This window comes from Streptomyces sp. NPDC048560 (genome assembly GCF_040650955.1).
Classification (GTDB): Bacteria; Actinomycetota; Actinomycetes; order Streptomycetales; family Streptomycetaceae; genus Streptomyces.
Genome location: NZ_JBEZIJ010000006.1, coordinates 231,742 through 243,866, shown reverse-complemented (window position 1 = coordinate 243,866; position 12,125 = coordinate 231,742). Strand labels below are relative to the sequence as shown.

The 12,125-nt window shown below is 72.7% G+C and carries 12 protein-coding genes; 6 read left to right on the top strand and 6 right to left on the bottom strand.

Annotation, left to right across the window (positions count from 1 at the left end; genetic code table 11):
- Positions 1 to 23: 23 nt before the first annotated feature.
- Positions 24 to 1,004, bottom strand: a complete 981-nt coding sequence (locus AB0C82_RS18280) for an acyl-CoA dehydrogenase family protein (RefSeq protein WP_362842660.1) — start codon at positions 1,002 to 1,004, stop codon at positions 24 to 26.
- Positions 1,004 to 2,149 carry an acyl-CoA dehydrogenase family protein gene (locus tag AB0C82_RS18275; protein ID WP_362842657.1) on the bottom strand — a complete coding sequence of 382 codons (1,146 nt, stop codon included), beginning with the start codon at positions 2,147 to 2,149 and terminating at the stop codon, positions 1,004 to 1,006. Before AB0C82_RS18275 ends, AB0C82_RS18280 begins: the two co-directional genes overlap by 1 nt.
- 45 nt (positions 2,150 to 2,194) lie before the next feature.
- Here AB0C82_RS18275 and AB0C82_RS18270 point away from each other — a divergent pair, with 45 nt between their 5' ends.
- The 5 genes from AB0C82_RS18270 (at position 2,195) to AB0C82_RS18250 (ending at position 7,157) form a co-directional block, all read left to right on the top strand.
- A complete protein-coding gene (locus AB0C82_RS18270; RefSeq protein ID WP_362842654.1) occupies positions 2,195 to 3,043 on the top strand; it encodes an SDR family oxidoreductase in 849 nt (282 codons plus the stop codon).
- Positions 3,044 to 3,073: 30 nt separating this feature from the next.
- A complete protein-coding gene (locus tag AB0C82_RS18265) occupies positions 3,074 to 3,685 on the top strand; it encodes a TetR/AcrR family transcriptional regulator (RefSeq protein WP_362842651.1) in 612 nt (203 codons plus the stop codon).
- A gap of 38 nt (positions 3,686 to 3,723) precedes the next feature.
- The gene (locus AB0C82_RS18260) at positions 3,724 to 4,881 is read left to right on the top strand and encodes an acetyl-CoA C-acetyltransferase (protein WP_362842648.1); all 1,158 of its coding nucleotides are present in this window, start codon (positions 3,724 to 3,726) and stop codon (positions 4,879 to 4,881) included.
- 238 nt (positions 4,882 to 5,119) lie between these two features.
- Positions 5,120 to 5,323: a cold-shock protein gene (locus tag AB0C82_RS18255; protein ID WP_015607926.1), complete on the top strand. Its 204-nt coding sequence runs from the start codon at positions 5,120 to 5,122 to the stop codon at positions 5,321 to 5,323.
- Between the two features lie 166 nt (positions 5,324 to 5,489).
- Positions 5,490 to 7,157: a DEAD/DEAH box helicase gene (locus AB0C82_RS18250; RefSeq protein WP_362842645.1), complete on the top strand. Its 1,668-nt coding sequence runs from the start codon at positions 5,490 to 5,492 to the stop codon at positions 7,155 to 7,157.
- A 305-nt stretch (positions 7,158 to 7,462) separates the two neighbouring features.
- Here the strand turns inward: AB0C82_RS18250 and AB0C82_RS18245 are convergent, their stop codons facing one another.
- Genes AB0C82_RS18245 through AB0C82_RS18230 form a run of 4 tightly spaced genes read right to left on the bottom strand, consistent with a single transcriptional unit; the run spans position 7,463 to position 10,861 of the window.
- A complete protein-coding gene (locus AB0C82_RS18245) occupies positions 7,463 to 8,509 on the bottom strand; it encodes a nitronate monooxygenase (protein ID WP_362842642.1) in 1,047 nt (348 codons plus the stop codon).
- Positions 8,509 to 9,246 carry a CoA-transferase gene (locus AB0C82_RS18240; protein ID WP_362842639.1) on the bottom strand — a complete coding sequence of 246 codons (738 nt, stop codon included), beginning with the start codon at positions 9,244 to 9,246 and terminating at the stop codon, positions 8,509 to 8,511. The genes AB0C82_RS18245 and AB0C82_RS18240 overlap by 1 nt, the downstream gene beginning before the upstream one ends.
- Entirely contained in the window at positions 9,246 to 10,100 is an 855-nt protein-coding gene (locus tag AB0C82_RS18235; RefSeq protein ID WP_362843158.1) for a CoA-transferase, read from the bottom strand. Before AB0C82_RS18235 ends, AB0C82_RS18240 begins: the two co-directional genes overlap by 1 nt.
- Positions 10,101 to 10,111: 11 nt before the next feature.
- A complete protein-coding gene (locus AB0C82_RS18230; RefSeq protein ID WP_362842636.1) occupies positions 10,112 to 10,861 on the bottom strand; it encodes an enoyl-CoA hydratase family protein in 750 nt (249 codons plus the stop codon).
- Between the two features lie 92 nt (positions 10,862 to 10,953).
- Here AB0C82_RS18230 and AB0C82_RS18225 point away from each other — a divergent pair, with 92 nt between their 5' ends.
- Positions 10,954 to 11,991, top strand: coding sequence for an SDR family oxidoreductase (locus tag AB0C82_RS18225; RefSeq protein WP_362842633.1), 1,038 nt, complete (start codon positions 10,954 to 10,956; stop codon positions 11,989 to 11,991).
- Positions 11,992 to 12,125 lie beyond the last annotated feature (134 nt).

The window sequence follows — 12,125 nt, the reverse complement described above, 5'->3', positions numbered from 1 at the left end:
GGACGGGACCGGTCGGTCCCGCCTCACCCCGCGAGCACCCGGGCCCGGCACGCCCCCGGCGTGCCCCACGCGTCCCGCAGCGGCCGGGCCTTGCGCAGCCACAGCGCGAGGTCAAGCTCGTCCGTGTAGCCCACCGCACCGTGCAGCTGGAGCGCGGTGCGGGCAGCGGCGTACGCGGCCTCGCCCGCCGCCAGCTTGGCGGCCGCCACGTCCGCACCCGCCCGCACCGCCCCGTCCGCGAGCGAGAGCGCCGCGCCGTGGACCAGCGGCCGGGCGAACTCCAGCCCGGCCAGAGTGTCGGCCAGCCGGTGCTTGACGGCCTGGAAGGACCCGATCGCCGCACCGAACTGGGTCCGCCGCTTGACGTACTCCACCGTGGCCCGCAGCAACGCCTCTCCCACCCCCAGCGCCTGGGCCGCCGTCGCGAACGCCGCCCAGTCGGCCGCCACCCCGGCCCCGTCCGCCACGTGCGCCCCGCCGGCCAGCAGCGTCCCCCCGTGACCGGGCGAGAAGAGCCGTCGCGCCGGGTCAGCCGACGCGTGGAACGGCCCCGGCCCGGCCGCGAGCCACAGTTCATCCCCGCGCACCGTGAACACGGCGTCCGCCACGTCCGCGTCCAGCGCGTACGGCCCGTCCAGGCGCAGGGTCGCCGAAGCCGTCCCGGATGCCAGCCGGGGCAGCCACTCCTTCGCCGCGGGGCCGCCCACCGCGCTCAGGAGCACACAGGCCGCGACCGTCTCCACCACCGGCCCGGGCACGGCGTGCCGACCCAACTCCGTGAAGGCCACGGCGAGTTCCACCGGGAGCTGCCCCGCTCCCTCGTACGCCTCCGGGACCGCGAGCGCGTACACGCCCGCGTCCCCGAGCCGCGACCACAGGGCACGCCCCGGCACGTGGTCCCCGGCGGCCCAGGCCCGTGCCGCACCCGGCGTGTCCGAGGCGGTGAGCAGCGCGTCCAGGGAGCGGGCGAACTCCAGCTGCTCCTCGTCGAGAAGGAATCGCATCAGCGCCGCCCCTTCGGCAGGCCGAGCAGCCGCTCGGCGATGATGTCCCGCTGGATCTCGTTCGTCCCCGCGTAGACCGGACCGGCGAGAGCGAAGACGTACCCCTGCGCCCACTCGCCGTCCGCGCGTTCCGCTTCCGGGCCCAGCAGGTCGAGCGCCGTCTCGTGCAGGGCGATGTCGTACTCCGACCAGAAGACCTTGTTCAGGCTGGACTCCGCGCCGATCGTGCCGCCCGCGGCGAAGCGCGAGGCGTGCGCGAAGGTGAACAGCTGATAGGCCCGCGCGCCCACCACCGCGTCGGCGACCCGGTCCCGCAGCCCGGTGTCCGACGGGTCGCCGTGCGTACGCCACAGCGCCGTCAGCCGGTCCGCCGCCGCCAGGAACCGGCCGGGGGAGCGCAGGGTGAGCCCCCGCTCGTCGCCCGTCGCCGACATGGCGATCCGCCAGCCCTGGCCCGGCTCCCCGATGACGTCCTCGTCCGGTACGAACACGTCGTCCAGGAAGAGTTCGGCGAACGCCGGCTTTCCGTCCAGCCGCCCCACCGGCCGGACCGTGACCCCGGGCGCTGCGAGGTCGAACATCAGGTACGTCAGTCCGTGATGCGGCCTGCCGGCCTCCGGGTCCGTACGGAAGATGCCGAAGGCCCGGTCGGCGAAGGCGGCCCGCGAGGACCACGCCTTCTGGCCCGACAGCAGCCAGCCGCCGGCCGTGCGCACCGCCCGCGAACGCAGCGACGCGAGGTCGGACCCGGATTCCGGTTCCGACCACGCCTGCGCCCAGATCACCTCCCCGCTCGCCATCGGAGGCAGGATCCGGGCCCGCTGCTCGGCGGTGCCGTGGCCGAAGAGCGTCGGCGCGAGGAGACTGACCCCGTTCTGCGAGACCCGGCCGGGCGCGCCCGCCGCGTAGTACTCCTCCTCGAAGGCCAGCCACATGAAGATGTCCGCGCCCCGGCCGCCGTACTCGGCCGGCCAGGAGACGGCCGACCAGCGGTCCGCGTACAGCAGCTTTTCCCACTCCCGGTGCGCGGCGAAGCCCTCGGCCGTCTCCAGAGAGGGCAGGGCGCGGTCCGGGACCCGGTCCCGCAGCCAGTCACGGGCCTCGGCACGGAAGGCGTTCTCCGCGTCGGTGCACGACAGATCCATCGGCCATCCTTCCCTAACAAGTGTTTGGTAGATTAACGTACGGCCATGAGCACCGTCGAGGACGCGGAACCCGGGGACGCAGCGGACGCCACCCACCGGCACGGGCCCGGCACCGGCCGGCCGCCCCAGGTGCCCGGACACCGGCTGCTGGCCGGCCGGACCGCCGTCGTCACCGCGGCGGCGGGCGCGGGCATCGGCGGCGCCACAGCCCGCAGATTCCTGGAGGAAGGCGCGCGGATCGTCATCGGCGACGCCCACGCCAGGCGCCTCGACGAGACCGCACGGGCCCTCGCCGAGGAGTTCGGCCCCGACCGGGTCGCCGCGGTGCACTGCGACGTCACCGACGAGACGCACGTCCAGGCCCTCTTCGCACGCGCCGAACAGGCCCACGGCGGCCTCGACATCGTCGTCAACAACGCGGGGCTCGGCGGCACGGCCGAACTGACCGAGATGACGGACGACCAGTGGTCCACCGTCCTCGACGTCACCCTGAACGGCACCTTCCGCTGCACCCGCGCCGCCCTGCGCTCACTGAAGGCGGCGGGCCGCGGCGGCGTCCTCGTCAACAACGCCTCGGTGATCGGATGGCGCGCCCAGACGGGCCAGGCCCACTACGCCGCCGCCAAGGCAGGCGTCATGGCGCTCACCCGCTGCGCCGCCGTCGAGGCCGCCGCGTACGGCGTCCGCGTCAACGCCGTCGCCCCCAGCCTCGCCATGCACCCGCACCTGGCCAAGGTCACCTCGGCCCGACTCCTGGCGGAACTGACCACCAGGGAGGCCTTCGGCCGGCACGCCGAACCCTGGGAGATCGCCAACGTCATCGTCTTCCTGGCGAGCGGCTACTCCTCCTACATGACGGGCGAAGTCGTCTCCGTCAGCAGCCAGCATGCCTGAGGCGGTGCGCACCGGGCGGACAATGGGCGGGTGCCTACCAAGAAGAAGCCCCAGGTGACCCCCTCACCCGTGCGGCGCGGGGAACTGCTCGCCACCGCCGCCGAAGTCTTCGCCGCGCAGGGATACAACGCCACCACCGTCCGCAGGATCGCGGACGAGGCGGGGATGCTCGCGGGCAGCCTCTACTACCACTTCGACTCCAAGGAATCGATGGTCGACGAGATCCTCTCCACCTTCCTCGACGAGCTCTGGGAGGGCTACGACGCGGTGCTCGGCGCAGGACTCGGCCCCCGGGAGACCATCGAGGCCCTCGTCACCGAGTCCTTCCGGGAGATCGACCGGCACCGCGCAGCCGTCGCCATCTACCAGAAGGAGTCCAGGCACCTCGCGACCCAGCCGCGCTTCGGCTACCTCACCGACTCCCAGCAGAAGTTCGAGAAGGCATGGCTCGGCACGCTGGAACGCGGCGTCGCCGACCAGGTCTTCCGCGCCGACCTGGACATCCGGCTCACCTACCGATTCGTCCGCGACACCGTCTGGGTCGCCGCCTCCTGGTACCGGCCCGGCGGACAGCACAGCCCCGAGGAGATCGCCCGCCAGTACCTGTCGATGGTGCTGGACGGCATCGCCCTGCGCACCTGACACCCGTACCGAGTTCCGAGACCCGAGGAGCGGCAGTCATGGCCGAGGCATACATCGTCGAAGCGGTACGCACCCCCGTCGGCAGGCGCGGCGGAGGCCTCGGCGCCGTCCACCCCGCCGACCTCGGCGCGCACGTCCTCAGAGCACTCGTGGCCCGCAGCGGTATCGACCCGGCCGCCGTCGAGGACGTCGTGTTCGGCTGCCTCGACACGGTCGGACCCCAGGCCGGGGACATCGCCCGCACCGCCTGGCTGGCGGCAGGTCTCCCCGAGGAGGTCCCAGGCGTCACCGTCGACCGCCAGTGCGGCTCCTCCCAGCAGGCCCTGCACTTCGCCGCCCAAGGGGTCCTCTCCGGCACCCAGGACCTCGTCGTCGCCGGCGGCACGCAGAACATGACGCAGATCCCCATCGCCTACGCCTCACGCCAGGCGGCCGAACCGCTCGGCCTCACCCAGGGCCCGTTCGCGGGCAGCAAGGGCTGGCGCGCCCGGTACGGCGACCAGCCGGTCAACCAGTTCCACGGCGCCGAGCTCATCGCCGAGAGGTGGGGCATCAGCCGCCGCGACATGGAGGAGTTCGCGCTCACCTCGCACCGCCGGGCCGTCCGCGCCGTCGACGAGGGCCGCTTCGCGCGCGAGACGGTGGCGTACGGGGACGTGACCAGCGACGAGGGGCCGCGCCGCGACACCACCCTGGAGAGGATGGCCGCACTGAGACCGGTCGTGGACGGCGGCACGATCACCGCGGCCTGCTCCTCCCAGGTGTCCGACGGCGCCGCGGCCCTGCTCATCGCCTCCGAACGCGCCGTCGCCGACCACGGCCTCACCCCGCGCGCCCGCGTCCACCACCTCTCGGTGCGCGGCGAGGACCCCATCCGGATGCTCTCGGCGCCGATCCCCGCCACCGCGTACGCGCTGAGGAAGGCCGGGATGACGATCGACGACATGGATCTCATCGAGATCAACGAGGCGTTCGCACCCGTCGTGCTGGCCTGGCTCAAGGAGACCGGTGCCGACCCGGAACGGGTCAACGTCAACGGCGGCGCCATCGCGCTCGGCCACCCCCTCGGCGCGACCGGCGCCAGGCTGATGACGACCCTCCTGCACGAACTGGAGCGCACGGGCGGCCGCTACGGCCTGCAGACCATGTGCGAGGGCGGCGGCCAGGCCAACGTCACGGTCGTCGAACGGCTCTGACGGCGAAAATCTCCGTCCGGCGGCGTGGTGTGATCCACAAGACCCTCCGCCGGACGAGAGGACGTGCTACGGTGGTCCAGTTGCAGTTTTGGTACCCATGAACTTTATGTGCGCCTGACGGGAATGCTTCCTCAGGCGCTTTATTGTTTTCCGGCTTTCTCCGGGTGGGGCTCAATGCGGCGACTTGGAATTCGTAAAGTGCGGATTTCCGGCACTGCACCTCTTTTAGGAGATCGACATGGCTACTGGAACCGTGAAGTGGTTCAACTCGGAAAAGGGCTTCGGCTTCATCGAGCAGGACGGCGGCGGCGCTGACGTCTTCGCCCACTACTCCAACATCGCCACCCAGGGCTTCCGTGAGCTCCAGGAGGGCCAGAAGGTCTCCTTCGACGTCACGCAGGGCCAGAAGGGCCCGCAGGCGGAGAACATCGTCCCGGCCTAATTGCCGGACGCGTACCTCGCAACCGGGGCCCGCACCGTGAAGGTGCGGGCCCCGGTTTGTGCTGTCTCCGGGACATCCCGCTTTGTGCTGCATCCTGGGGCGCACATCAAGCAGTCCACCAAGCATTCCGCAGTAACCCAGGAATCCCCCAGGAGGGCAATTCCGTATGACCCGCTCCGAACGCCAGGACCGACCGGCCACGCGCACCACCCGTCCCGCCAGAGGGCGTGGCCCGGCCCAGGCACAGGCATCCGGCCGGGGAGCCGGCAAGGCACCGACCAGGCGCCGCGCCCCCTCCCCCCAGGGCGAGTTCGCCCTGCCGGAAACCATGACCCCCGCCCTGCCCGCCGTCGAGGCGTTCGCCGAGCTGGACATGCCCGCAGCACTGCTCAAGACGCTCACCGCGCAGGGCGTCACCGAGCCCTTCCCCATCCAGGGCGCCACCCTGCCGAACTCGCTGGCCGGCCGGGACATCCTCGGCCGCGGCCGCACCGGTTCCGGTAAGACGCTGGCCTTCGGCCTGGCACTGCTCGCCCGCACCGCCGGCCGCCGCGCCGAGCCGCGCGCCCCGCTCGCGATGGTCCTCGTACCGACCCGCGAGCTCGCACAGCAGGTCACCGACGCCCTCACGCCGTACGCGACCTCCGTGAACCTGCGGCTCGCCACCGTCGTCGGCGGTATGTCCATCAGCAAGCAGTCCGGCACGCTGCGCCGCGGCGCCGAGGTGCTCGTCGCCACACCGGGCCGGCTGAAGGACCTCATCGAGCGTGGCGACTGCCGGCTCGACGAGGTCGCGATCACCGTCCTCGACGAGGCCGACCAGATGGCCGACATGGGCTTCATGCCGCAGGTCGTCGCACTGCTCAAGCAGGTCGAGCCGGACGGACAGCGGATGCTGTTCTCCGCGACCCTGGACAAGAACATCGACCGCCTGGTCAAGATGTTCCTGACCGACCCGGTCGTGCACTCCGTCGACCCGTCCGCCGGTGCCGTCACCACCATGGAGCACCACGTGCTGCATGTGATGGACGAGACCGACAAGAAGGCCGTCGCCCTGAAGATCGCCGCCCGTGAGGGACGCGTGATCATGTTCGTCGACACCAAGCGTGCAGCCGACCGCTTCGCGAAGCGGCTGCTCGCCAGCGGTGTACGGGCAGCCGCCCTGCACGGCGGCCGGTCCCAGCCGCAGCGCAACCGGACCCTGGACCAGTTCAAGACCGGCGAGGTCACCGCACTCGTCGCGACCAACGTGGCGGCCCGCGGCATCCACGTCGACGACCTCGACCTCGTCGTGAACGTGGACCCGCCCACCGATCACAAGGACTACCTCCACCGCGGCGGGCGCACGGCGCGTGCCGGGGAGTCCGGCAGCGTCGTCACGCTCGTCCTGCCGGAGGAGAAGCGCGAGATGACCCGGCTGATGCAGGACGCCGGCATCGCGCCGCGCACCACCCGCATCAAGTCGAGCGACGAGGAACTGACCCGGATCACGGGCGCCCGCGAGCCCTCCGGGATCGCGATCATCATCGAGGTCCCGCAGCCGACCCAGCCGAAGCCGCGTACGCGGCCGGGTGGTGCGGCGGGCTCGACGTCCGGCGGATTCCGCGCCGGCAGCCGTGGCCGTGGCCGCCGTGGCGGCGCGGGTGGCGCCTCGGGCGGCGGCGAAGGCCGCACCGGCGGTACGGGCGCCGGTGCCGGCGCCGTGCGTGGCGGAGCCGGCGCGGGCCGTGGCGGTGAGTCCCGGAGCGGCGGGGCCGGCCGCGCGGGTGGTGCGGGCCGTACGGCGGGTGCCGGGCGCGGTGGCTCCGCGTCGCGTGGCCGCCGGGCCGCGTAGCACGATGACGGGGTGACCGGTCACCTGGTCACCCCTTTGTCCACGGACGCCGGACCGGCGTGATCGCGGGGCTCAGCCCCGCACCCCCGGTCCTCATTCGCCGGACGGCCTCGGAAGAACCGGGCCCGTCCGGCGAAGTCATGTCCGGGGCCCGCCCGGCAACACACCCGGAGGGCATCGAGCGGCAGACCGAGCCCGCCCGGTGACCGTGGACGCGGAGGAGCCGAGCCCCCCGGGCCGCCACTCCCGGCGAATCGAGCCCCCGGTGACCGGGGACGCGGGGGAGCCCGACCACCCCGGCCCCGCTACCCCCGCGGCAGACCTTCAAGGGTGCGGACGGCCTCCGCCATCACCCGGTCCACCAGTTCCGCCACGCTCGGCAGGTCCTCGATCAGCCCGGCGACCTGACCCGACGCCATCACCCCCAGGTCCGTCCTGCCGTCCACCATGGCGGCCCTGAGCAGCATGGGCGTGTTGGCCGCCAGCAGCACCTGGCTCCACGACAGCTCCTTGCCGTGCTTCATCGCGAGACCGTCCCGCACCATCTCCCGCACGCCCAGCCCCGAGAGCCGCCGGAATCCGGCAGCCCTGCGCACCGCCGTCGCCAGCGCCCGCACCCGGCCCGCACCCTCCAGCGCGGCCACCATCTCCGTACGCAGCATCCGGTGCGGAAGACCGTCCACGGCCCGCGTCACCGTGACGTCCTTGACGCCCGCCGCCATATAGCGGGCCTTCACCGCGTCCGGGACGGTCGAGTCGGACGTCAGCAGGAAGCGCGTCCCCATCGCGACCCCCGCCGCCCCGAACGCCAGCGCGGCGACGAGACCACGGCCGTCATGGAATCCGCCCGCCGCGACCACCGGGATGCCGACCGCGTCCACCACCTGCGGCAGCAGCACCGTCGTCGCCACGTCCCCCGTGTGCCCGCCGCCCTCACCGCCCTGGACGATCACCGCGTCCGCCCCCCACGCGGCGACCTTCTCGGCATGGCGCCGGGCTCCGACCGACGGGATGACGACCACCCCCGCGTCCTTCAGTTCCGCGATCAGATCCCGCGAGGGGGCCAGCGCGAAGGACGCCACCTTCACCCCCTCCTCGACGATGACCCGTACCCGTTCCCGCGCGTCACCCGCGTCCGCGCGCAGGTTCACGCCGAACGGCGCGCTCGTCCGGGAGCTGACCTCCCGTACCGCCGCCCGCAGTTGCTCCACGGTCATCGTCGCCGACGCCAGGATGCCGAGCGCGCCCGCCTCGGCGGTGGCGGAGACCAGCCGCGGGCCGGCCACCCACCCCATGCCCGTCTGCACGACCGGGTGCCTGACACCGACGAGTTCGGTGAGCGCGGTGCGCATCAGGACCTGACCTCGTGTTCGCGGGACCCCGACGGGTCGATGACCTCGCGGATCAGGCGGAGCTCCTCGGCGGTCGGCTCGCGGGTCTCGGGGACCTCGTCCGCGATCACCAGCGCGAAACCGGTGGCCGCGCGGACCCGGTCGGCGCTCACCCCCGGATGCAGCGAGGCCAGCCGCATGGAACGGTCCGGGGTAGCGAAGTCGAACACCCCGAGATCGGTCACGACACGCGGGATGCGGTGGAAGCGGGACGCCGAGGGACCCGCCGCGGCCGCACTGTCGTAACCCACACCGCTGATCATGTCGACACGCTCGACGAACACCCTGGGGGAGTGCCGGGGAACCCAGTAACTCACCGGGTTGTTCAGTGTGTTGACCGGCGCCCCCCGCACTCCGAGGAGCTGGCGCGTGGGCCGGTCCCAGTCGCCGATGCAGGAGATGTTCTGGTTGCCGAACCGGTCGATCTGACTCGCGCCCATCATCACGTGCCGTCGGCCACCGGTGACCATCGCGAGGTGCTGGCGGTAGGGCAGCCACCCCTCCGTGGCACCGTCCGCACCGACGATCAGCGCCTCGCCGTCGGTGAGCAGCAGTCCGGGGGAGAAGGTCCGCCGCGCGAGACGCGCGCCCACGGAGGGGATCAGCCCCATGGGACTGGCGAGCACCTCACCGTTGTCACGCCACGCCTCGGCGCACGCGATCACGCAGTACTCGGCCCGGGTGACGTTCCGCCGCATCACCGCTGCTCCTCGTGCCAGGCCTGGACCGCTGACTGATAGCCCTTCTCACTGCCGTGAGGGGGCAGGAACCGCTCCTCGAACGCAGCCCAGGCGGCCGGGTCCGCGGCGGCGCTCGCGTACGCCTTCTGGAACGGTTCGTCACGGGCGTGGTCGGGGACGCAGGACGTGAAGTGCGCCCCGTTCGGGGTCTCGATGACACCGGTGACGGTGTGCCGTTTGACGAGGAGCGTCTGCGGGGCGGCGTCCCTGGTCAGTTCGGCGGTCTCCACGAGCCGTTCGCAGGAGAGGTACGCGGTGTCGGCGGCCTCGCAGAACAGGTCGTCGAAGTACGGATCGGGTCCCAGGTACTGCCCGTTGCCCAGCCGGTCCGCTCGGTTCACGTGGACCAGCGCGGCGTCCAGGCGCAGGGCGGGCACGGCGACCAGTTCCTCGCCGTCCTCGTACGGTGAGGTCACCGTACGGAGGCCCGGATTGACCCTCATCACGTCCGACCCGAGACCGGCCCGCACGGGGAGGAACGGCAGCCGGTTCGCGGCGGCGTGCAGCCCCCACATGAACATCGCCTCGTCGATCTCCGTCAGTTCGAACGCGCCGCGTTCGCGTGCCGCCCGGAAGTGCGGTTCCAGGGGGATCGAGTCGAGCGTGACGAAAGCCGCCACCAGTCTGCGGATCTTCCCGGCGGCGGCCAGCAGCCCGACATCGGGGCCGCCGTACGCCACCACGGTCAGATCGGTGACCGGGGACCGGAGCAGCGCTCGTACCAGCGCCATCGGCTTGCGGCGCGAACCCCAGCCGCCGATGCCGATCGTCATCCCGCTGTCGAGCCGGGCGACGGCTTCCTCGGCCGTCATGGTCTTGTCGGTCACGGTCGTGCCTCCTTGCCGAAGGTGTCACGGACGCGGTCGGCGATCCCACTGAGGTTGGCCTCGAAGGTGAAGCCCTGCTCGAAGCGGTAGCTGCGGTGTACGTCCACGGGGTCGATCCCGTTGATCGCGGCCTTCGCCAGCCGGATCAGGTACCCGTCCTTCCGGGCGATCTCCTTGGCCAACTCCAGTGAGGCGCACATGAGTTCACCGGCCGGGACCACCTTCCAGACCGACCCGTGGGCGTGCAGCTCGGCGGCGGTCGCGGTGCGCGAGGTGTAGTACAGCGCGCGCATCAGGTGCTGCGGGACCAGCCGGGCGAGATGGGTGGCGGCCCCGAGTGCGCCACGGTCCAGCTCGGGCAGGCCGAAGGTGGCGTCCTCGCTCGCCACGATCACGTCGGCGTTGCCGACGAGGCCGATGCCGCCGCCCAGGCAGAAGCCGTTCACCGCCGCGACGACCGGGACCTCGCACGCGTACACGGCGGAGAAGGCCTCGGAGCAGCCGTGGTTGGCGCCGATGAGGGTGCCGTGTCCCGGATCCCCCCGCATCTCCTTGATGTCGACGCCCGCGTTGAAGCCGCGCCCGGCGGCGGCCAGGACGACACAGCGGACCTCGGGGTCGCGGCCCTCGGTACGGACCGCGTCGGCGAGGTCGTACCAGGCCTGTACGGGAAGGGCGTTGACGGGCGGGTAGTCGACGGTGACGACGGAAACGGCCTCGGCGGGGCGTGAGGTGGAGACACCCATGGGCGGATCAGCTACCTTTCCACCAAACATTTGTTAGGTGTGGAAGGTAGCAGCCTGCCTCCGCATCGCCAACAGGGGAGAGGTGACAACAGATGACCGCGACCGCGGGCAGTACCGGCCTCTGTGCGGGCCGGGTCGTCGTCGTGACGGGAGCGGGGCGGGGCCTCGGCCGGGCCCACGCGCTGGCCTTCGCCGCCGAGGGGGCGAAGGTCGTCGTCAACGATCTGGGCGTCGGCCCCGCCGGTGAGGGCGCCTCGTCGGGACCGGCCCGGGAGGTGGCCGACGAGATCGTCGCGGCGGGCGGCGAGGCGGTGGTCAACGGCGCGGACATCGCGACGACGGAGGGCGCCTCGTCCCTGATCACGGCCGCGCTGGACGCCTTCGGCCGGCTGGACACCCTCGTCAACAACGCGGGGTTCGTGCGTGACCGGATGCTCGTGAACCTTCCCGAGGACGACTGGGACGCCGTGATGAGGGTCCATCTCAAGGGCCACTTCCTGCCCCTGAAGCACGCGGCGGCGCACTGGCGGGCGGAGGCCCGGGCGGGGCGGGCGCCATCGGCCCGGGTGATCAACACCAGCTCGGGCGCCGGACTCCTAGGCAGCGTGGGCCAGGCGAACTACGCCGCCGCGAAGGCCGGCGTCCTCGCCCTGACACTGGTCGCCGCCGCCGAACTGGACCGCTACGGAGTCCAGGTCAACGCCATCGCCCCGGCCGCCAGGACCCGGATGACCGAGCGGACGTTCGCCGAGGCGATGGCGGCCCCCGAGGCCGGGGCCTTCGACGCGATGGCGCCCGAGAACGTCTCCCCGCTCGTGGTGTGGCTCGGCTCGCCCGCGAGCGCGGGGGTGACGGGCCGGGTCTTCGAGGCGGAAGCGGGCCGGATCACGGTCATGGAGGGCTGGCACCCGGGCCCCGCGAAGGACCGGGGAGCCCGCTGGACGCCGGAGGAGGCGGGGGAGACGGTCCGGGCCCTGCTGAACGAGGCGAAGGCCCCGGGCGCGGTGTACGGGGCGACGTTTCCCGCCCCGCCGGTTCGGCCGCCCGACGCGGTCCCACCCTCGGCGGGGCCGGCCGGTCCCGGCTCACCCCCGGCTGGGCCGGCCGGTCCCGGCCTTTCCGGGGCCTGAGGGCCGGCGCCCGGGCGGCGCGGCCCGGCCGAGGTCAGGGGCAGGCGGGGCCGGGGAAGGGCTGCCCCAGGTGCGGGCGCGGGGCGGGTGCCTGTGGGCGCAGTCGCCGGGAGGTTTGCTGCAGCCGCCGGGCA

Coding starts and splice junctions, on each gene's coding strand:
- AB0C82_RS18270 (WP_362842654.1), top strand. CDS start 2,195: ATGAGCACCGTCGAGGACGCGGAACCCGGGGACGCAGCGGACGCCACC.
- AB0C82_RS18250 (WP_362842645.1), top strand. CDS start 5,490: ATGACCCGCTCCGAACGCCAGGACCGACCGGCCACGCGCACCACCCGT.
- AB0C82_RS18255 (WP_015607926.1), top strand. CDS start 5,120: ATGGCTACTGGAACCGTGAAGTGGTTCAACTCGGAAAAGGGCTTCGGC.
- AB0C82_RS18245 (WP_362842642.1), bottom strand. CDS start 8,509: ATGCGCACCGCGCTCACCGAACTCGTCGGTGTCAGGCACCCGGTCGTG.
- AB0C82_RS18260 (WP_362842648.1), top strand. CDS start 3,724: ATGGCCGAGGCATACATCGTCGAAGCGGTACGCACCCCCGTCGGCAGG.
- AB0C82_RS18240 (WP_362842639.1), bottom strand. CDS start 9,246: ATGCGGCGGAACGTCACCCGGGCCGAGTACTGCGTGATCGCGTGCGCC.
- AB0C82_RS18275 (WP_362842657.1), bottom strand. CDS start 2,149: ATGGATCTGTCGTGCACCGACGCGGAGAACGCCTTCCGTGCCGAGGCC.
- AB0C82_RS18230 (WP_362842636.1), bottom strand. CDS start 10,861: ATGGGTGTCTCCACCTCACGCCCCGCCGAGGCCGTTTCCGTCGTCACC.
- AB0C82_RS18280 (WP_362842660.1), bottom strand. CDS start 1,004: ATGCGATTCCTTCTCGACGAGGAGCAGCTGGAGTTCGCCCGCTCCCTG.
- AB0C82_RS18235 (WP_362843158.1), bottom strand. CDS start 10,100: ATGACGGCCGAGGAAGCCGTCGCCCGGCTCGACAGCGGGATGACGATC.
- AB0C82_RS18225 (WP_362842633.1), top strand. CDS start 10,954: ATGACCGCGACCGCGGGCAGTACCGGCCTCTGTGCGGGCCGGGTCGTC.